At 43.5% G+C, this 20,005-nt stretch carries 17 protein-coding genes; 14 read left to right on the top strand and 3 right to left on the bottom strand.

Annotated elements, in window-relative coordinates:
- Nucleotides 1–9: 9 nt before the first annotated feature.
- On the bottom strand, nucleotides 10–441 hold the full coding sequence (ruvX, locus tag AB8P51_RS10340; RefSeq protein ID WP_369748758.1) for a Holliday junction resolvase RuvX: 432 nt from the start codon (nucleotides 439–441) through the stop codon (nucleotides 10–12).
- Between the two features lie 85 nt (nucleotides 442–526).
- Here ruvX and AB8P51_RS10345 point away from each other — a divergent pair, with 85 nt between their 5' ends.
- Nucleotides 527–1,342, top strand: coding sequence for a 2,3,4,5-tetrahydropyridine-2,6-dicarboxylate N-succinyltransferase (locus tag AB8P51_RS10345; RefSeq protein WP_369748759.1), 816 nt, complete (start codon nucleotides 527–529; stop codon nucleotides 1,340–1,342).
- 94 nt (nucleotides 1,343–1,436) lie between these two features.
- Nucleotides 1,437–2,231: a glycosyltransferase family 2 protein gene (locus AB8P51_RS10350; protein WP_369749153.1), complete on the top strand. Its 795-nt coding sequence runs from the start codon at nucleotides 1,437–1,439 to the stop codon at nucleotides 2,229–2,231.
- Here AB8P51_RS10350 and AB8P51_RS10355 read toward each other — a convergent pair.
- A complete protein-coding gene (locus tag AB8P51_RS10355) occupies nucleotides 2,213–3,037 on the bottom strand; it encodes a glycosyltransferase family 2 protein (protein WP_369748760.1) in 825 nt (274 codons plus the stop codon). The two genes, AB8P51_RS10350 and AB8P51_RS10355, sit on opposite strands and share 19 nt — an antisense overlap.
- Nucleotides 3,038–3,221: 184 nt before the next feature.
- On the opposite strand from AB8P51_RS10355, the gene AB8P51_RS10360 reads away from it, so the two are divergent.
- From AB8P51_RS10360 to AB8P51_RS10385, 6 genes are all read left to right on the top strand, one after another.
- The gene (locus AB8P51_RS10360; protein ID WP_369748761.1) at nucleotides 3,222–4,055 is read left to right on the top strand and encodes a zinc-binding alcohol dehydrogenase; all 834 of its coding nucleotides are present in this window, start codon (nucleotides 3,222–3,224) and stop codon (nucleotides 4,053–4,055) included.
- Between the two features lie 2 nt (nucleotides 4,056–4,057).
- Nucleotides 4,058–4,627, top strand: a complete 570-nt coding sequence (locus tag AB8P51_RS10365) for an L-threonylcarbamoyladenylate synthase (RefSeq protein ID WP_369748762.1) — start codon at nucleotides 4,058–4,060, stop codon at nucleotides 4,625–4,627.
- Nucleotide 4,628: 1 nt separating this feature from the next.
- Complete coding sequence (locus tag AB8P51_RS10370; protein ID WP_369748763.1) at nucleotides 4,629–6,050, top strand: CCA tRNA nucleotidyltransferase; 1,422 nt, start codon at nucleotides 4,629–4,631, stop codon at nucleotides 6,048–6,050.
- A gap of 100 nt (nucleotides 6,051–6,150) precedes the next feature.
- Nucleotides 6,151–7,185, top strand: a complete 1,035-nt coding sequence (locus AB8P51_RS10375) for a heme A synthase (protein WP_369748764.1) — start codon at nucleotides 6,151–6,153, stop codon at nucleotides 7,183–7,185.
- 28 nt (nucleotides 7,186–7,213) lie between these two features.
- Complete coding sequence (locus AB8P51_RS10380) at nucleotides 7,214–7,708, top strand: hypothetical protein (RefSeq protein WP_369749154.1); 495 nt, start codon at nucleotides 7,214–7,216, stop codon at nucleotides 7,706–7,708.
- 68 nt (nucleotides 7,709–7,776) lie between these two features.
- Nucleotides 7,777–8,835 (top strand): nucleoid-associated protein, encoded by a 1,059-nt coding sequence (locus AB8P51_RS10385; RefSeq protein ID WP_369748765.1) that lies wholly within the window; start codon nucleotides 7,777–7,779, stop codon nucleotides 8,833–8,835.
- A gap of 36 nt (nucleotides 8,836–8,871) precedes the next feature.
- Here AB8P51_RS10385 and AB8P51_RS10390 read toward each other — a convergent pair whose 3' ends face one another.
- A complete protein-coding gene (locus AB8P51_RS10390) occupies nucleotides 8,872–9,957 on the bottom strand; it encodes a hypothetical protein (protein WP_369748766.1) in 1,086 nt (361 codons plus the stop codon).
- A gap of 85 nt (nucleotides 9,958–10,042) precedes the next feature.
- Here AB8P51_RS10390 and AB8P51_RS10395 point away from each other — a divergent pair, with 85 nt between their 5' ends.
- From AB8P51_RS10395 to AB8P51_RS10420, 6 genes are read left to right on the top strand one after another with little or no spacing between them, the layout of a single operon-like run.
- Entirely contained in the window at nucleotides 10,043–10,945 is a 903-nt protein-coding gene (locus tag AB8P51_RS10395; RefSeq protein ID WP_369748767.1) for an ABC transporter ATP-binding protein, read from the top strand.
- A gap of 15 nt (nucleotides 10,946–10,960) precedes the next feature.
- The gene (locus AB8P51_RS10400; RefSeq protein ID WP_369748768.1) at nucleotides 10,961–11,794 is read left to right on the top strand and encodes an ABC transporter permease; all 834 of its coding nucleotides are present in this window, start codon (nucleotides 10,961–10,963) and stop codon (nucleotides 11,792–11,794) included.
- 26 nt (nucleotides 11,795–11,820) lie between these two features.
- A complete protein-coding gene (locus AB8P51_RS10405) occupies nucleotides 11,821–14,535 on the top strand; it encodes a T9SS type B sorting domain-containing protein (protein WP_369748769.1) in 2,715 nt (904 codons plus the stop codon).
- Nucleotides 14,536–14,544: 9 nt separating this feature from the next.
- Nucleotides 14,545–16,332, top strand: coding sequence for a T9SS type B sorting domain-containing protein (locus AB8P51_RS10410; protein WP_369748770.1), 1,788 nt, complete (start codon nucleotides 14,545–14,547; stop codon nucleotides 16,330–16,332).
- Between the two features lie 60 nt (nucleotides 16,333–16,392).
- Nucleotides 16,393–18,381, top strand: a complete 1,989-nt coding sequence (uvrB, locus tag AB8P51_RS10415) for an excinuclease ABC subunit UvrB (protein WP_369748771.1) — start codon at nucleotides 16,393–16,395, stop codon at nucleotides 18,379–18,381.
- A 13-nt stretch (nucleotides 18,382–18,394) separates the two neighbouring features.
- The gene (locus tag AB8P51_RS10420; protein ID WP_369748772.1) at nucleotides 18,395–19,912 is read left to right on the top strand and encodes a M20/M25/M40 family metallo-hydrolase; all 1,518 of its coding nucleotides are present in this window, start codon (nucleotides 18,395–18,397) and stop codon (nucleotides 19,910–19,912) included.
- Nucleotides 19,913–20,005 lie beyond the last annotated feature (93 nt).

The raw sequence follows: 20,005 nt of genomic DNA on the forward strand, positions 1-20,005 counted from the left end.
CGTAACGCCTTATTTTTTCCTTTCAAGATAACCCTGCAAAATAAGGGTCGCACTCACCTCGTCTATAACCCCTTTTTCCCTTCTGCCCTTTTTCTTTACTCCTGAGGCGATAAGGCTTTCCAGCGCTAGTTTAGAAGTGAAGCGTTCATCCTGCCTGAGTACCGGGATATCCGAAAATGCATTTTTTAACTTCACCAGAAATTTCTGGATCAGGGGTTCGGCTTCTGAATGCAAATGATTCATTTGCCGGGGTTCTCCTATCACGATTTCAGAAATGGACTCTTCCTTAACGTATTCTAATAAAAAAGGAATCACTTCCGAGCTTTGCACTGTAGTAAGTCCGGAAGCTATGAGCTGTAGCGGATCCGTAACCGCTATTCCCGTCCTTACTTTTCCATAGTCCAAGGCTATAATCCGACCCAATTCAATTAATTTTTGCAAAAGTACAGGATAAATTGTTATTCCTGTAAAAATGGGCCTTATAATCCGCCCTTACCCATTATATTTGCCCAAAATTTACCTATCCATGAAGGAGTTGAAGAATACTATAGAAAAGGCCTGGGAGCAGCGCGATTTATTGAATGAAATTGAGACCCAGACATCGATCCGAAAAGTAGTGGATTTGATCGATTCAGGGAAGCTCAGATGTGCCGAACCCACAGACAATGGCTGGCAGATTAACGAATGGGTTAAAAAAGCAGTAGTACTCTACTTTCCAATCCAGAAAATGGTCACCCAGGAAGTAGGGATTTTTGAATATCACGATAAGATTCCTCTGAAAAAAGGTTATAAGGAAAAAGGAATAAGGGTAGTTCCTCATGCAGTTGCCAGACATGGTGCCTACATTGCCCCTGGCACTATTCTGATGCCCAGTTATGTAAATATCGGAGCCTATGTAGATACAGGGACTATGGTAGACACCTGGGCCACCGTTGGGAGTTGTGCCCAGATTGGTAAAAATGTCCACCTCAGCGGAGGGGTTGGCATTGGTGGGGTATTAGAACCCCTGCAGGCATCTCCGGTAATCATAGAGGACAATGCATTTGTAGGAAGTCGGTGTATCGTTGTTGAAGGCGTGAAGGTTGAACAGGAAGCCGTACTGGGTGCAAACGTAGTTTTAACAGCATCTACCAAGATCATCGATGTTACAGGATCGTCCCCGGTTGAAATGAAAGGTAGGGTTCCGGCCCGTTCAGTTGTTATACCAGGGAGCTACACAAAGGAATTTCCGGCAGGAAACTATCAGGTGCCTTGTGCCCTGATTATCGGGAAAAGAAAGCCGAGTACGGATTTAAAAACTTCCCTCAATAATGCCCTGCGAGAATATAATGTAGCTGTATAATTTGTAGGAATTTTTCTCCTGAAGGCAATTTTATGACGATTTTATTGTTATAACTTTGCATTTGAAATCAAGTATCACGGTTACTCCGCTAAGTATGAACAACGACAACCAGAAAATATCGGCCCTGATTATTACCTACAATGAAATGGGATATATTCAGGCTTGTATCGATTCAGTCTCTTTTGCAGATGAGATACTGGTTGTTGATTCTTACAGTACTGACGGGACTTATGAATATTTGCTGCAACACCCTAAAGTAAAGGTCGTTCAGCACCCCTTTACCAATTTTACCCTGCAAAAAACCTTTGCCCTTTCGCAGGCAACTTACAATTGGATCCTCTTTCTAGATGCTGATGAAATAGTACCGGCAGGCCTTAAAAAAGAAATAGAAGAAACTGTACAGCAGGAATCTCCTCACGCAGCTTATTGGTTCTATCGCAAATTTATGTTTGAGAGAAAGGCCCTTAAATTCAGTGGATGGCAAACCGATAAAAATTATCGTCTTTTCCAGAAAGACAAAGCCAAATTCTCCGACAAGAAGATTGTACACGAAACCCTTGAAGTAGATGGGACATCAGGTATCCTAAATGAGAAGCTAATCCACTACTGCTATAAGAATTATGAAGATTACAAGGGGAAAATGCTTAAATACGGGCAATTGAAAGCCAAAGAAGATTTCTACAGGGAAAAAAGTTTTAACTACTTTTATTATTTCCTTAAACCTGCCTGGAAATTTTTTAATCACTACATCCTACGTCTGGGGATCCTTGACGGGAAGAAAGGGATAACTATCTGCTATCTCAATGCCCTGGGTGTACTAGAGCGTTTCCGTGAGCTAAAACGCCTGGAGCGAAAAAATGCCCTGGCTTATTACTTGCTGATGCCATAGTGCGTCCACACCAACTTTTTATTTCGGGTTTCCTTTCTTATGGATTTATTCTTTTCTATAGATTCGGGTGTTTTATATCCACGTTTATGATCTAAATGCACACATACTGCACTATAGCGCAGCTGTTTCGACCTGATCCCAAAATTGAATAATCGTTCCCCCAACTCCCGGTCCTGCCCCCCGTACTGCATCCGTTCGTCAAATCCATTAACATTGAGGATATCTTTTTTCCAACCTGATGAATTATGCCCATTCCAGCTTGCATTGGTTGGCGTGATCATATTGAAAAACTTCGAGATATATCCTCTGGCCGTTAGTTTATTGTTCTTAAACGTCTTGGGAATTCCCATTTCTTTCAGCCACTGAATGTTAAAACAATTCTGTTCCTCAATGTCTTTCCTGGTGATAGCCTTGGAAATATTCATAGGTAACATATAGTACCCACCTGAAATAAAATATCCGGGTTCTTTATTGATGTAATGTACCTCTACAAAGTCTTCCCTCGGAATACAATCTCCATCGGTCATGATGATATAGGGTGAATTACAGGCTACTATAGCCTTGTTGAGGATTCTCGACTTCTGAAATCCGTCATCTTCCTGCCATACATGAATTATGGGGTAAGAGACACCGACTTTCATTTCCTCGAGCAGATTTTTGGTTTTGGGCCCCGATCCGTCATCGGCAATTACCACTTCAAAATTCCTGAACGTTTGGTATTCAAAACCCCACAACACTTTTTCAAGCCAGGCTTCAGAATTGTAAGTGCTGACAATGATTGAAATTTTAGGCTCCGTATTCTGCATCCCACAAAAATAGAAAGCTTTGTGGAGATTTCGTTGTTTCTACCTTAAATATCCCTGGTAAGTGGTCAATCTAATATTTAAAAAATCCTTACAACCCCTATAATTTCATCCGCTTTTTTTTTCGCCCTTCCCATTTGGTTACCGTAATTTGCAGGGCAAAGAACATCACAGTTCCTTATCTAAAATGAAAGTAAAAGAGCTTCCAGTATCTATTTATTACTCCCTTAAATTAAGGTATGGAACTAATGGGGCTGGGCAGAAAAGGTCCAAAACTGTGATTCCTGTCCTGATATCCCTCACTACCATCGAATCCAGGCTGGGAGTCGTTGATCTCGTGATTCGCAGCTTGCTGTCTCAAAGTGTGTCCCCCGTAAAAATACTGCTCTGGATCCCTGATTCTCTTGAAAAAGAACTTCCTCCCAGACTCACGGAATTATGTGGCGACATTTTTGAGATCCGAACCACTCACCTGCATTGTTCTCATAAAAAACTGATCCATACCCTTTCGGCCTTTCCAGAATACCCGGTAATCACTTGTGATGATGATCTGATGTACAGACCTCAATGGCTTTCTTTACTTTATGAAGAATCTCAGCGGTTTCCCGGGGCCATCATCGCCAATCAAACTAGAACGATAAAAATGGATAGAGAGGGAAATTTTCTTCCTTACGGACAATGGCCTACCGACCAGCCTGCCGCTGTTGGCTCAGATTGGGTACTCCCCATTGGTGCAGAAGGAGTGCTATACCCTCCTGCCAGCCTCGATAAGCGATTTGACAAGGAAGACCTCTTCCTTAATTTAGCGCCGAAGGCGGATGATCTTTGGTTTAAAACCATGTCCTTATTAAAAGGCACCAAGTGTAGATTGGCTTCGAACCGGAGTAAAAAGGCAGTGCCGGTCATGGGATCTCAAAAGACCTCCCTGAAACATGTCAATATTAAAAAAGACCTGAATAGTGTGCAATGGCTGAAACTTTCAGACCATTTCAACCTGAAAGATAAACTAAAGTCCGATTAAACATGAATGACTTTACACAGGAAATTAAATCTTGTCTCGAAGTACTCGAAAATGGAGGTCTTATTTTATACCCTACAGATACGGTCTGGGGAATCGGCTGTGATGCCACCAATAAAGAGGCCGTGGAGAAAGTATATCACTTAAAAAATCGACCCGATTCAAAGGCCTTGATTTGCCTGGTGGGCAATGATGCCATGCTTGAACGTCTTGTGGAAAAGGTTCCGGAAACGGCCTGGGATATTATGGACCTGGCGAGTAAACCCACAACCATTGTTTATGACCAACCCAGAGGTGTGGCCCGAAACCTCATAGCTGATGACAATACGCTGGCTATCCGAGTTGCCTCAGATAAATTTTGTCGCTACCTCATCAACGCCTTTAAAAAACCAATCGTCTCTACATCTGCGAATATTGCCGGTGAACCTACCCCTGCCAACTTTGGGGAAATAACACCCACCATTTTAAAAGGAGTCGACTATGTGGTAAATTTGCAGCGGAATGCAGGGAATGCCGTTTCCTCTTCGATAATAAAATTGAGCAACGACGGCACTGTAAAAGTGATTCGGGAATAAAATGGCGAAAAGGAATTATAAAGAAGCCCTTACAGATCAAATCTTTCATACCATTGCGGAGGCTGCAGCGATGCTCTCTGTAGATTGTTATGTTATTGGAGGTTTTGTGAGGGATTTACTCCTCGAGAGAGGAGTGCCAAAGGACATCGATATCGTGGCCGTAGGTAGTGGTATTTCTTTGGCGAAAAAAGTAGCCTCCCTCTCCCCCGGAAAACCTGAGGTTACGGTATTTAAGAACTTTGGTACGGCCATGTTGAAAGTAGGCGATAAGGAAGTTGAGTTTGTCGGTGCGCGTAAAGAAAGTTATAATCGGGATAGTCGTAAACCAATCGTGGAGAACGGAACCCTTGAAGACGATCAGAAACGACGCGATTTCACCATAAATGCCCTGGCTCTGTCCCTGAACAAAAATAACTACGGAGACTTGCTGGATCCCTTCCAGGGGGTTGAGGATCTGGGTAAAAAACTGATAAAAACTCCATTAGAGCCCGGAGTGACCTATTCGGATGACCCACTTCGGATGCTTAGGGCAATACGCTTCTCTTCCCAGCTCGGATTTAAAATAGAGACTAAGTCCCTTAAAGCTATTGAAGACAACAAGTCGAGAATCAACATCATCTCCAAAGAGCGGATTGTAGATGAATTGCATAAAATTCTTTTGAGCGAGAAGCCATCCGTGGGTTTTGGCCAGCTTCTGAAAACCGGCCTCTTAGATTTTATCCTGCCCGAGTTGGTCGCACTTCAGGGTATTGAAGAAATTGAAGGGCAAAGGCATAAGGATAATTTCTGGCATACTCTGGAAGTTGTGGACAATATTTCTGAACACACAGACGACCTTTGGCTGCGTTGGGCTGCCTTACTCCACGATATCGGTAAGGCCCCTACAAAACGATACGACAAAAAGCTGGGCTGGACCTTCCACGCCCATGAATTTGTGGGGGCAAAAATGGTCTATAAAATCTTCAAAAGACTGAGGATGCCTTTGAATGAGAAATTGAAATTCGTCCAGAAAATGGTGCTGATGAGTTCAAGACCCATTGTACTGGCCGAGGATTTTGTAACCGATTCCGCCGTGCGCCGACTCATTTTTGATGCAGGGGAATTTGTAGATGACCTTATGACCCTGTGCGAAGCGGATATTACCACCAAAAACCCCAAAAAAAAGAAGAAATATAAAAATAACTTTAAGCTCGTTCGCCAGAAAATTGAAGAAGTAGAAGCCCGGGATCACGTACGAAACTTCCAGCCCCCGGTAAGCGGAGAAGAGATCATGAGAACCTTTAACCTGCCTCCCTCACGGGAGATCGGCCTGATCAAAGATGCCATCAAAGAAGCCATACTGGAAGGGGAAATCCCCAATGAATACGAAGCGGCAAAAGCCTTTATGATTAAAAAAGCCGAGGAAATGGGGCTTACCCAATAGCCAAAGATTATCCTCTATTCTAAATATCTATTTTGTTCGCTCCTATGCATGAATTTTTCAGTGAAAAGAGTCGTATTTTTGTACCCCTATTCGAAATCCTATGCTGAAATATTATCGGCCATTGGCTAAAATTTCCCTCATTCTTGTCTACCTGGTTATCATTGCCGGGGCCGTCGTAAGGATGACAGGAAGTGGAATGGGTTGCCCCGACTGGCCCAAATGTTTTGGCTATTACATTCCTCCGACCCAGGAATCGGAATTGCTCTGGGAGCCCGGAAGGGAATTTAAAAAAGGGCAGGTCATCATCCGGGAAGAAGCCCTCTATGTGGCTACCGGAGATTTTACAACACAGGATCAATTTAATGAGCGTAATTGGGAAGCTTACGAAAAACACGACTATGCCATTTTCAATGCGACGCATACCTGGATAGAATACCTGAACCGGCTATTAGGTGCCCTGGCAGGTCTGGCTACCCTGATCCTGGCCATTGCTTCCTTCGGGTACTGGAAGAAAAACAGGACAATTACCATCGTAAGCTGGGTAGTTGTAGTGGGCATGTTATTCCAGGCATGGCTGGGCGCAACCGTGGTCTACTCCTTACTCCTGCCCATTCGAATAACGCTGCATATGGTCATGGCCCTGGTGATCGTCGCCCTTCTGATCTATCTCTTGCAAAAAACCAAAATGGATATCGCTAAATCACCCTATAACCAAAAAGTTAATCGACTCCTTTGGGTAGCGCTGGGTCTCACCATGGTCCAAATCATTCTTGGTACCCAGGTGCGCCAGTTTATAGACACACAGATCGATATGTTGGGGGAAGGGGCAAAAAATCTATGGCTTTCCCAACCGGAGTTACAGTTTTATATCCATCGCACGCTATCCCTTGTCGTAGTTCTGCTAAACGGATGGATTGCCTATATCATATTTGCCGGAAAACTGGCCTATTCAAAAATTTACTGGGTTCTGACTATTATCGGGATTGAAATACTTACCGGAATCGCAATGTACTATTTCGATTTCCCTTTTGCCAGCCAGCCTCTGCATCTGGTTTTGGCAGCCTTGTTGTTTGGCCTCCAGTTTTATTTGGTTCTTGAAACCCAAAAGAAGGTGACAACCGAGGAAACTTCGTAACTTTGCCATTAGGAAATTTGCATCCATGATGATTTACAAAATCAGGATTATACTCGATACCAAAGAAGATATATTCAGAGATATCGAAATGCCGGCCGATAGCACGCTGGAAGACTTTCACAATGCCATCACCCAGGCCTTTGGATTCATGGGTGATGAGATGGCATCATTCTACACCTGTGATGAGAACTGGAACCAGGAGGAGGAAATTGCTCTCTTTGATATGAGTGAAGGTAATGAGTCGGTCCGACTGATGAATGAAACTTTTCTGGAGGATACCCTAACCCGGCAGCATCCCAAAATGATCTATGTTTACGACTTTCTGAGTATGTGGACGTTTTTTGTGGAATTGGCAGATATTGTGGAGGCACAGGATGGACAAACATATCCCAACCTGCTTTTTAGTTTTGGCGAATTACCGGATGCTCCCCCGGAGAAAAACTTTGAGGCCGATCCAAAGTTCGATTTCGACGAAACCTTTGATCGCTATGACGATCTGGATTTCGATGAAAACTGGAACTAACCCAGCTGATATTCATAATCTTCAATAAATAGTTAACCCCATTTTACTCTAAAACTTAGCACTTTAATATGATCAACCTTTTTAATACCCAAATCGACGAAGTATCATTGCACCGCATTGGTAACAAACATAAAAATGAAGGTGTTCTTCTCTCTGACCAACCTCAAGCTCTCAATGATGAATCCCGGGGTTTGCTAAAAGAATTTTTTCTAAAACCCTTCAGGGAAAAAGAAGAGAACTACTATCAGCTAAACCATGAAGCCGACCTGGAATTTAATGAGCTCTATCAGGCGGCAAAGGAGATTTTTAAAGACCCTGCCCTCCTTCAGGAAAAATCAAAAAAGATCGCAAAGCACCTATACGATCAATCGGATCACCCTCATATTAAAAACGGAGAAGTATTCGTGGTCAAATTCAGCAATGTGGTGCTGGATAATGAAAAAGTGGAAGCACTCGGAATATTTAAAAGTGAGATCAAACAGGAGTTCCTGCAATTTGAGGAAAAATCTTCGAGTCTTGAAATTCGCCTGGAACAGGGGGTAAACCTCAACAAGCTTGATAAGGGCTGCCTCATTTTTAACGTGCTGGAAGATGAAGGGTACAAGGTGCTATCCGTAGACAGCAACCGCTACGACGCCAAATACTGGCTGGAGAATTTCCTGGGGACCAATGTCCTTGCTGATGAGAATTTCTACACAAAGAACTACCTGAAATTCTGCCAGAATTTTGCAAAGGACATCGTCTTACCGGCAGAGGACAAACAACAGGAAGTTCTGTTTATGAACAGGGCGGTGAATCATTTCGCGAAAAACGATGCCTTTGAGGAAACGCAGTTCCTGAATGAGGTGATGGAAAATCCGGAGTTGATCCCTGAGTTTAAGCACTATAAAGTTGAAAAAGGACCAAAATACAGCATAGAAGACATTTCAACTTTTCCAATTGCCAACAAGGCCGTGTCTGACACCCGGAAAAAAATTAAGAATGTGATCAACCTGGATACCCATGTACAGATTCGTCTTGATTTTATCAATCCTGAATCGGCTGAGCGCTTTGTGGAAAAAGGTTGGGATGAAGAAAAACAGATGTACTACTACCTGGTTTATTTTAACAAAGAGACCAAACATTAAAATACGGTAGCTGAGAGTAAATGAAGAGGTAGGTTTCTATTTTAATTCTATCTTACTATCGATGATTTGCCTCATACTGACATTTTCGTAATTCCGCTTTACAAAATCGAGGGTGAGATTGAGAATCTGACCCATATTCCTGCATTTTTTGAATTTCAGGTCTTTGGTAAAAGCAAAGATCTCCATTTTAAGGCGATCAACATTCTCCTGACTCGAAATTTTATCTGCTTTGGCAGCACTGATCAGCCTTTTAATACGTTTATTGGCACTGATGATCCTCTTTGCGATAATGGATCTTTCTTCCACCTTGTACTGTTCTATGGAATCTTCAAGTAGTCTGTCCTGCACCAACCCGACCATCTTAAAATTCTCCTTAAAGAATTGCGGTCTATAGACATTTAATTTCCCTTCATAACACTGCTGATCAAAATCGATGGCCCTGATCCTGAAAACCACATGATCAAAATCGTGTATTGGGATGATCACGTAATTATAGGAACGCATATCTCCCAGCAATTGAATCATACATCGCTCATTGAATTTTACAAATTCCTTGGCCAGCTGGGATTTTTGAGAATCCGTACAATTAGGCAACATGTTTTTAATAAAAATATCTCCGGGTATGCCAGATATGTGTTCTTCAATCAGTGTATTCCGATAAACGAGATAATTTAGGTTATAAGGAGAAAGCATATGCTCAAGTTCCAGGCCGTAGATTCTGGAAGCATCGGCTTTCTTCACATAGAAATAGATAAAATTGTCATTGAGGATATTCCGGATCTTAATCCGAAAGGGTTTTGAATTTCCAAATGTACAATAGTCCACCGCGTCAACATTCAGGTATTGAAATATGCGATCTGTCCCGTCTGAATGCAGGATGGAATAAACCCGCTTCAGACTTAGATCGATCTCAACTCTCTCGGCATCGTTATAATAAACTCGTACCCAAAGAGTATCATTTCCCTCGTCATCATAAACTACCACTGATCCTGCAAAACGCAACAGATCTTCATAAAATATGGGTATTTCTGTCTTGCGGTTGTACTGTTCGAGGAATACATCCAGTTTTCTGCTAACAGGATATGACGGTTTTTTCCTGGACATCAGCCGTTGTTGAGTCATAGGTTCACTTCTTTATGCCGACAATTTGTAACAAATTGTGGGTTTTATCGTCAAGTTACTATAAACTGCCTAAATAGAACACTTTTTGGAAACGATTCTTACAGTCTCAAACCTTACAAAAAAATTCGGATACCTTACAGCAGTCAAAGACCTCTCATTTTCAATTGAAAAGGGAAATGTTTATGGAATACTGGGGCCAAATGGGAGTGGCAAATCAACCACTCTGGGGATTGTCCTTAATGTTGTGAATCGCAGTGCGGGGTCCTTTACCTGGTTCGATGGCAGAACAACTACACATGAAGCCTTGAAAAAAGTAGGAGCGATTATAGAAAGGCCGAATTTCTACCCTTATATGTCGGCTCTGCAGAATCTCAAACTGGTTTGTAAGATCAAAGAGGTTTCTTATAACCGCATCGAAGAAACATTACAATTAGTGGGACTTTGGGAAAGGAGGAACAGCAAGTTTAAAACCTATTCCCTTGGGATGAAACAACGCCTTGCCATCGCTTCTGCCCTGCTGAATGATCCCGAAATCCTGATCCTCGATGAGCCGACCAACGGCCTCGACCCCCAGGGGATTCATCAGATCCGACAGATCATAAAAAAAATAGCCTCACAAGGCACTACCATCTTGCTGGCGTCCCACTTACTTGATGAAGTTGAAAAGGTATGCACCCATGTAGTCATCCTCAGAAAAGGTGAGAAATTATATTCAGGCCGGGTAGATAATATGCTCGCCAGTCATGGATATTTAGAACTTAAAACCAACAATACGGAAGCCTTGATTGAGTTGTTGAAAAAAGATAAGAGATTTGGAGATATAAATGAGGAGTTCGGCCTGATCACCGCTGTTCTCAACGAAAAAATGGAACCAGGGGCCCTCAACGAATTTCTATTCAAAAATGGAATTGTACTTAACCACCTGGTGATGCGCAAGGAAAGCCTGGAGGAGCAGTTCCTTACCCTCACTAAAACCCAAAGCAACTAAAATCTGGAATACCCCATGAAAAGGCTTTTACAAATTGAATTTATCAAGCTTTGGAATAACCGATCGAGCAAGATCTTAATTATCTCTTATTTCGTCCTGCTCACGTCCATTGCCCTGGTAGCCGCCATCAAGTTTGACATCGGACCCATCCAGTTTCATCTGGCCGAACAAGGAATCTTTAATTTTCCTTATATCTGGCATTTTAACACCTTTATGACAGCCTGGTTTAAGCTCTTCCTTGCCATCGTAATCGTCTCTATGATGTCTAACGAATACAGCAATAAAACCATAAAGCAGAACCTCATCGACGGCCTTTCTAAAAAGGAATTTGTGCTTTCTAAATTCCTGACGGTCATTTCTTTTGCCCTGATCTCCACGATTTTTGTCTTTGTGGTTTCAATGATTCTGGGATTGATCTATTCTGATTACGACGAGTTGTCTATCATATTTTCGGATCTGGAATTTCTCCCTGCCTTTTTTGTGAAACTCGTGGGGTTTTTCTCCTTCTGTCTATTCCTTGGAGTCCTGGTAAAAAGATCTGCATTTGCCCTGGGTTTCCTTATCCTTTGGCAAGTATTTGAAGGATTTGTGAGAGGGATGATCAGATGGAAACTCTTCGATTCTGATACTACGGATGCCGTCATGGCATTCTTTCCCCTGAATTCTATGTTCAACCTTGTCAAAGAGCCTTTTTCCCGACTCAACGCTGTTCAGTCGGTCGCCAATCAGATCGGTGAAAGTGTTTCCCTGAACTATCACGTTCACTGGTATGAGTTTCTCATTGTTCTTGCCTGGACCGCGATTTTTGTCTATTTGTCCTACCTGTTACTTAAAAAGAGAGATTTGTAGTATATTGTGGTGTTTGGGAAAACACTATGAAAAAGATTGGCTCCTTAGTCCTTTTAGGTCTGCTGTTCCCGTGTCTATTATTTGCGCAGGGAGAGACTTCCAACTGGCTCTTCGGGAATGGAGCAGGAATTCGCTTTAACAATGACGGCAGTGTTTCCAATATCACCAAAAGCAAATTAAATACTATAGAAGGGTGTGCCTCAATTTCCGATTCCTTCGGGAATCTCCTTTTTTATACCGATGGAATTACCGTATATAACGGGAATCATGAAACCATGCTCAATGGGGAAGATCTTTTAGGGGATCCCTCTAGCACCCAGTCGGCCCTGATTGTTCCTAAACCGGAGGACCCCAACTTGTTTTATATCTTCACCGTGGATACCTCTGCCTTTGGGGAGGACCCCGACTTAGGCCTGAACTATTCCGTTGTAGATATTTCACAAGATGACGGCCTGGGTGCTGTGACAGTCAAGAACGTAAACCTGCTCCAGGATTGTTCAGAGAAGATCACGGCCGTTATAAAGAATTGCTTTGAGCAATCTATCTGGATAGTGACCCTCGCATCTCAAAATGGGATCAATGGGGTACTGAATACATTTTATGCCTACGAGATCAATGCGTCAGGGGTTGTTTCCACCCCTGTGAAAACTACTTATCCCGGGCTGCAGATTGAAGATCCCCGGGGGTATCTGAAGTTTTCCCCCGATTCCCAAAAGCTGGCGGTTGCTAATTTTACTGACGGACTTTATATATACGATTTTGATGCGACCACGGGATTGATAACGAATTCGATTACCATTGAATTACCGGGCACCAATACGAATGCCTATGGTCTGGAATTTTCTCCTGACAGCAGACTCCTTTATGTGCATGCAACCAACAATTCGGAGAACAATGGTAACCACTCCTCATCCCTCTTTCAGATGGATACCAGTTCTCCCGATATCAATGCATCCATAATTGAACTCGATAATCGGCCTATTTACAGAGGTGCCCTGCAACAAGGAGAGAATGGGAAAATTTACCGGTCGATCACCAGGAGCTATAGTGAAGGTACACCTTACTTGAGCGTAATTAACAATCCCAATGAAACAGGTATGGCAGCTAACTATCTGCACAATGCTATTGATCTGAAGGGAAAGATAAGTATGCAGGGCCTTCCTCCTTTCATACAGTCATTCTTCGGGAACACAGCACTTGTTCGCAACGATGATGGCACCACCAGCAGTACCTTAACCCTCTGCGACGGAGAACCCCTAAACTTGGAGGCAGACAGCATTCCGGGAGCGTTGTATTCGTGGGAAAAAGATGGTATCCCCCTCCCTGCAATTACTGGCAGCACGTTTACCCTGCCGTCGGCAACTGAATCTGATTCAGGAAGGTATCGTGTAGTGATTACACCTTCAGATCCCGATGAATGCCCTACCATAGGAGAATCCCTCATCTATGTGCTACCTGTACCCGATCCTTCGATTGAACTTGTACAATGCGATGTTGGCCCCGACGACCCGACAGATGGAATCTCCATTATCAACCTGGAGGGAATAAACATAAATCCCGATCTCAATTTCTCTTTTTACGAATCGGAGGCCGATCGCGATTCGGATCTCCCTATCGCCAACAGTACAAATTATCAGAATACACAGCCCTTTAGTCAGATCCTTTATTACAAAGTAGTGAATACGCTGGGGTGTGCCAACGAAGGAGAACTGAATCTTATTGTCACTCCGTCGGAGGTGACAGCAAGTAGTATTGGTCCGGTTTATGCCTGTGACGATGATCCGTATGATGGGAAACTGGAAAGCTATTTCGATCTGGAAGCAGTTGCCGACAGGTACACGGACCCAATGGTTTCCGTGCAGTTCTATTCCGAAATATCCGATGCGGCACTACAACAAAATCCAATTCTCGATCCGGAATTAACTACCGAATCACTTACCCTCTACGCCCGCTTATCAGAAGGAAACCAATGTATGGGAATAGAGGCTGTGGATCTGATCGTGAATCCATCACCCAAGCCCGTCATGGAAGATACATACATCCTCTGCACGGATCGTGGAAGTGCTCTAATTGAAGGCCCTGAAGGTTTTGATTCCTACCGATGGTATAAGAAAACAGGATCGGGCAGCACGGTTATGGGAAATGATAAAAATGTGACTCTTAACGAACTTGGCTTTTATGAACTGGAAACCAGTTATATCTACAGCATCAACGGAAATGAGGTTGAATGTGGAAATAAAGTAAGTTTCCAACTGATCCCCTCAGGCAGGGCTGTCCTGAACAACATTGAGGTCAATGATTTTTCAAATAATAACACCCTGACAATCTCAGTCAGCGGAGAAGGAAAATACGAATTCTCACTGGATGGAATAGAGTACCAGAACAATCCCAGCTTCTCAAATCTTTCACCAGGATTTTATACGGCATTCGTAAGAGACACGGAGGGGTGCGGCATTACACAAAAAGATGTAGCCGTGATGGGATATCCGAAGTTCTTTACTCCTAATGGTGACGGAGTCAATGATTACTGGCAACTCACAGGGTTGAGTGAGCTTTTCCAGGCCAATGCTTTTGTTGGTATTTATGACCGATATGGTTCCTTTGTTACCCAGATTGGGGTAAAGGAGCGTGGCTGGAACGGCACTGTAAATTCAAAAACGATGCCTGCCGCTGACTACTGGTTTAAAGTTCAGTTAGTGGATGGTCGCGAAATCCAGGGACATTTTACTTTAAAACGTTAACCAGCAATAATGAGGTTTAATCCTGACATAAGGAATAAAAATACTACCGGGAAATACTCCGGATGGCTCTTCCTTTTCCTATTGTTTATAGTCTTAGAGGTAATTGCGCAGGTATGTCCTTCAACGGTTCTGACCAGCCCGCTTGACGGATCTACAAACGTAGCGGTAGATGCGGACATTTCCTGGAATCAGGTACCCAATGTACCCGGTTATATCATTTCCCTTGGTACAACCCCCGGGGGCACTGACATTCTGGACCAAAGGTTTGTGGGAAGTGCCACTACTTACAACCCCCCTCTGGGTCTGCCTGAAAATACCCTTATTTACGTTACCATTACATTGTTTGATTTCCAGAACGGTAATCTTGAGATTCCTTGTGCAAGTGAATCCTTTACAACAGCTCCTATAACTCAAATTCCGGCTTGCGCTCAGCTTTCCATTCCTTCTGATGGACAAATTGACGTGAACCCGGCAACCAATCTCAGCTGGAATTATGTACCGGGTGCGATAGGGTACCGACTTACTTTAGGAAGCTCTTCAGGAGCAGGTGATCTGCTTCCCACTACCGACCTTGGAAATACATTAACATATAATCCCTTAGTAGAATTCCCTCCCAATTCGGTTGTTTACGTCAACATCATAGCCTATAATCTTATAGGAGACGCTGTTTCCTGTTCGGAATTCAGTTTTAGTACCAGTGCTATTGCCGCCTTACCGGGTTGTACCTCCCTTATTTCTCCAGCGGATGGAGCCAACAATGTCCCCATTACGCCCATCCTTGAATGGACCCCAGTACCGGGAGCAACCGGTTACCGAATAACAGTTGGAAACTCCCCATTTACAGCGGAAGTATTGGATAATGTTGCTTTTCCCCCGGTTACACAGACCGGAATTCTCGAATTAGAAGCCAACCGCACCTTCTTTATTACCATCGTACCATTTAATGCTGCCGGAGAGGCCATAGGCTGCCAGCAGGAGTCGTTTACTACCCTTCAGGGGTGTGGTCCTTTTTTCGATCCGATGACGGGAGACCTCATTACCCTGAATCCTGAAATTAACTTCCCTGCTACCATTTCTAGCTGCGAAAATGAATTCCCGTTGATATATACGAGTCCTGATACGGCTGATGGCTATCGCTGGTACAGCATTAATTCGAATGGCAATGAAACCCTTATATCAGATACCGCTGATGTTACTTTCTCAGGGCCGGGAGACTATCGCTATGAAGCCTATAACCTCATTCCACAGAGCGGAAACCTTGAATGTCCCAGCTCACAAGTTTTTAGCGTGGTAAGTTCAGAAGCGCCGGTGATCTCATCCATCGATGTTACAGAACAGGCCACAGGGATAAGAATTGTTGTAAATGCTTCGGGCGGCGGAGATTACGAATACGCAATTGATAACATTAACGGACCCTACCAGGGCAGCAACATTTTTAGTGGTATCCCCTATGGCACACATACACTTTATGTTAGGGACAGGAATGGATGTGGAATTGCCGAAGAGCAGATCGTTCAGGATCTCACCCTGGAAGGCTTTCCCAAGTTCTTTACTCCGAATGGAGATGGCATCAACGATTACTGGCAATATATACCGCCGGAGTTCGCGGGAGATATTACCCTGGTCAGTATAGAAATCTACAATCGTTATGGACGATTACTTGTGCAGATTGATCCCAATTCAAGGGGTTGGGACGGAACAATCAATGGTAAATCCCTCCCCGCTTCCGACTACTGGTTCAGGGCCAGGTCGAGCACAAATAACGAAATGACAGGGCATTTCTCCCTGGCCCGTTAAGGCGATTAAAATCTGATATTACAGGTGAAGAAAACGCCCCGACTTTCGTAATTTTATCCTATGAAATTTAAAGTAGTTTCCGATTTCAAACCTACGGGGGATCAACCTGAAGCCATCAAACAGTTGGTCTCCGGAATACAGGAAGGAGAACACTATCAGACACTGCTGGGAGTGACGGGGTCTGGGAAGACTTTTACTGTTGCCAATGTGATAGAAGAGGTACAAAAACCAACCCTCGTCCTGGCCCACAATAAAACACTGGCTGCTCAATTGTACTCAGAATTTAAACAGTTTTTTCCCGAGAATGCCGTGGAATATTTTGTGTCGTATTACGACTATTATCAACCAGAGGCGTATATCCCCACCAGTGGCTTATATATTGAAAAAGATCTCTCGATCAATGAAGATATAGAAAAATTGAGGCTAAGTACCACCTCCTCCCTGTTATCCGGCAGACGGGATGTACTGGTAGTAGCTTCCGTCTCCTGTCTTTACGGTATTGGAAATCCCGTGGAATTTCAAAAAAATGTGATCACCATCAGAAAAGATCAGGTGATAGCGCGTACAAAGTTTCTGCATCAACTGGTGCAGAGTCTGTACTCCAGAACGACAGCCGACTTCAAGAATGGAAATTTCAGGGTGAAAGGCGATGTTGTAGACGTTTTTCCCAGCTATGCCGACAATGCTTTCAGGATACATTTTTTCGGGGATGAGATTGAGGAAATAGAGGCTTTTGACCCTTACAACAATACACTGATTGAAGTTTATGAAACCTTGAATATATATCCGGCCAATATGTTCGTCACTTCTCCGGATATCCTTCAGAATGCCATCCATGAAATACAGCACGATCTGGTGAATCAGGTGGAGTATTTTAAAGAAATTGGGAAGCCCCTGGAAGCAAAACGACTGGAAGAACGTACTAATTTCGACTTGGAAATGATCAGGGAGCTGGGTTATTGTTCCGGAATAGAGAACTATTCGAGATACCTAGATGGCAGGGAACCGGGTACACGCCCATTCTGTCTTCTGGATTATTTTCCTGAAGACTACCTGATGATTGTAGATGAAAGTCATGTAACCATTCCCCAGGTGCACGCAATGTACGGAGGAGACAGATCACGAAAGGAAAACCTTGTGGATTACGGTTTTCGCCTGCCGGCAGCTATGGATAACCGTCCACTGAAATTTGAAGAATTCGAGGCCCTGCAGGGACAGACCATATTTGTAAGTGCCACCCCGGCAGATTATGAACTGCAACATAGTCAGGGGGTATATGTGGAACAGGTCATCAGACCTACGGGACTACTCGATCCTGAAATTGAAGTTCGTCCAAGCAAGAATCAAATTGATGATTTGGTAGAGGAAATTCAGCAACGGATTGAAAAAGATGAACGTACGCTGGTCACCACACTTACCAAACGTATGGCCGAAGAACTTGCCAAGTATCTGACAAGGATCAATATCCGCTGCCGCTATATTCATAGTGATGTGGATACACTTGAACGCGTTGAGATAATGCAGGACCTGAGAAAAGGGATTTTTGATGTGTTGATAGGAGTCAACCTTTTGAGGGAAGGACTGGACTTACCAGAAGTTTCCCTGGTGGCCATTATCGATGCCGACAAGGAAGGTTTTCTTCGGAGCAACCGTTCCTTAACCCAGACGGTAGGTAGGGCTGCAAGACATTTAAACGGGAAGGCCATTATGTATGCGGATAAAATCACTGTCAGTATGCAAAAGACCATCGATGAGACAAAGTATCGCAGGGAGAAACAGACAAAATACAACCTGGAAAACAACATCACCCCCACCTCCCTGAATAAGAGCCTGGACAATGCCCTGGCCAAGAATTCGGTATCGACCTATCACTTTATCAAAGAGGAGAGAAGGGCAGCTGAACCGGATTTGGAATACCTGACGTCCGACCAGCGCGAAAAAATGATTCGGACCAAGCGAAAGGCGATGGAAAAAGCAGCGAAAGAACTCGACTTTATGCTGGCGGCGCAATTAAGGGATGAAATAAAAGTCCTGCAGAAACAGGAATAAGTTAAATTCCAATATGAAAAATTCCCTGATAATTACACTTCTTTTTTGTTGTATTGCTCCATTCCTTAATGGTCAAAAACTATCAGGATCAGAGATAAGGGAGATTGCGCAGGGTAAGTTTTCCGGGGGAGTGGAAGAATTAATTGAATTCCTTAAACTTCCGAATATCGGCAGTGATCCGGAGCAGGTAGTCCAAAACCTCGAATGGTGCCGGGATCGATTTAATCGTCTTAGTTTCGATACTCAGATAATCAAAACCGAAGGAGCTCCATTACTCTTTGCGGAGAAGAGGATATCCGTAGATAAAAAAACAATACTTTTTTATCTGCAGATAGATGGCCAACCGGTGGATCCTTCAGAATGGGAACAGACCGACCCATTTATTCCCGTGATTAAAGAAAAGGGAGAAAAGGGCATGTGGAATTCGGTTAGCTGGGAACCCGGAGATCCTCTGAATCCTGAATGGAGAGTGTTTGGCAGGTCAGCATCTGATTCAAAAGGGCCGGCTATGGCTTTTATCACTGCCCTGGATTATTTTCATCAGAAATCTTTGAAAACAGCATGTAATATCAAGGTAATAATGGATTTTCAGGAAGAGCTGGGCTCCCCTACCCTGGCGCGGGCTGTTGAAGAAAATAAATCCCTGCTGGATGCAGACATGGTACTTATCATGGATGGAACGCGACATATTTCCAATTGGCCCACCCTAACTTATGGCGCCCGTGGCATTGCAACGGCTACCATAAAAATATTTGGTCCTTCGAGTCCGCTACACAGTGGGCAATACGGGAATTATGCTCCCAACCCGGTATTTGCAGCTTCGCACTTTATTGCCAGCCTGAAAGATCCCAACGGGCGTGTTATTATCCCCGGTTTTTATGATGGAATCGTCTTATCAGATCAAGACAAAATTGCGCTTAGTTCTTTACCGGAAAATGAGGATAGCCTTAAAATGCGGCTTGGTATTTCAAAAAGCGAAGCCGTAGGCAATAACTATCAGGAATCGCTACAGTACCCGTCTTTAAATATTCGTGGGTTGCGTTCAGCCTGGGTAGGAAAAGAAGTGAGAACCATTATTCCGGAAGATGTGGAGATTGAAATAGATATGCGACTGGTACCTGAAACTCCAGGGGAGCGCATGGTAGAATTACTGGAAGGACATTTGAGAAAAGAAGGTTTTTATCTGGTCGACAGTATTCCCACAGCAGAAGAAAGGAGTGTTCATCCAAAAATTGCCAGTATGAAATATCGGCTGGGATCACTGCCTTTTAGAACGGAGATGAATTCAGAAACTGGGGAGTTCCTAAATCGGGCACTTGGAAATGTATTTGGAAAAAAGGTAGTGAATATGAGAACTACAGGCGGTTCCCAACCTATAGCTCCTTTTGTAAAAACAATGGATGTCCCTGCGGTTTCGATTAGAATCCCGAATCCGGATAATAGTATACATGCACCAAACGAAAATTTGCGCCTGGGAAATTTCCTTGAAGGGATAATGATGTGTCTGGCCATACTCAATGAACCGCATTAAAAAAGGTACCCCAATATATGAGGTACCTCTCAACTAACCAAACAAACCAACCATTATGAAAACCCGTAGGACGGGTCAAGCATAATTTCTTCT

The sequence above is a fragment of the Muriicola sp. SD30 genome (genome assembly GCF_041205185.1).
Taxonomy (GTDB): Bacteria; Bacteroidota; Bacteroidia; order Flavobacteriales; family Flavobacteriaceae; genus Muriicola.

Excerpts from the sequence above, each read along its gene's own strand:
- AB8P51_RS10365 (WP_369748762.1), top strand. The coding sequence starts at position 4,058 with ATGAATGACTTTACACAGGAAATTAAATCTTGTCTCGAAGTACTCGAA.
- AB8P51_RS10350 (WP_369749153.1), top strand. The coding sequence starts at position 1,437 with ATGAACAACGACAACCAGAAAATATCGGCCCTGATTATTACCTACAAT.
- AB8P51_RS10345 (WP_369748759.1), top strand. The coding sequence starts at position 527 with ATGAAGGAGTTGAAGAATACTATAGAAAAGGCCTGGGAGCAGCGCGAT.
- uvrB (WP_369748771.1), top strand. The coding sequence starts at position 16,393 with ATGAAATTTAAAGTAGTTTCCGATTTCAAACCTACGGGGGATCAACCT.
- AB8P51_RS10385 (WP_369748765.1), top strand. The coding sequence starts at position 7,777 with ATGATCAACCTTTTTAATACCCAAATCGACGAAGTATCATTGCACCGC.
- AB8P51_RS10410 (WP_369748770.1), top strand. The coding sequence starts at position 14,545 with ATGAGGTTTAATCCTGACATAAGGAATAAAAATACTACCGGGAAATAC.
- AB8P51_RS10405 (WP_369748769.1), top strand. The coding sequence starts at position 11,821 with ATGAAAAAGATTGGCTCCTTAGTCCTTTTAGGTCTGCTGTTCCCGTGT.
- AB8P51_RS10375 (WP_369748764.1), top strand. The coding sequence starts at position 6,151 with ATGCTGAAATATTATCGGCCATTGGCTAAAATTTCCCTCATTCTTGTC.
- AB8P51_RS10400 (WP_369748768.1), top strand. The coding sequence starts at position 10,961 with ATGAAAAGGCTTTTACAAATTGAATTTATCAAGCTTTGGAATAACCGA.
- AB8P51_RS10380 (WP_369749154.1), top strand. The coding sequence starts at position 7,214 with ATGATTTACAAAATCAGGATTATACTCGATACCAAAGAAGATATATTC.
- AB8P51_RS10420 (WP_369748772.1), top strand. The coding sequence starts at position 18,395 with ATGAAAAATTCCCTGATAATTACACTTCTTTTTTGTTGTATTGCTCCA.
- AB8P51_RS10370 (WP_369748763.1), top strand. The coding sequence starts at position 4,629 with ATGGCGAAAAGGAATTATAAAGAAGCCCTTACAGATCAAATCTTTCAT.
- AB8P51_RS10390 (WP_369748766.1), bottom strand. The coding sequence starts at position 9,957 with ATGACTCAACAACGGCTGATGTCCAGGAAAAAACCGTCATATCCTGTT.
- AB8P51_RS10360 (WP_369748761.1), top strand. The coding sequence starts at position 3,222 with ATGAAAGTAAAAGAGCTTCCAGTATCTATTTATTACTCCCTTAAATTA.
- AB8P51_RS10355 (WP_369748760.1), bottom strand. The coding sequence starts at position 3,037 with ATGCAGAATACGGAGCCTAAAATTTCAATCATTGTCAGCACTTACAAT.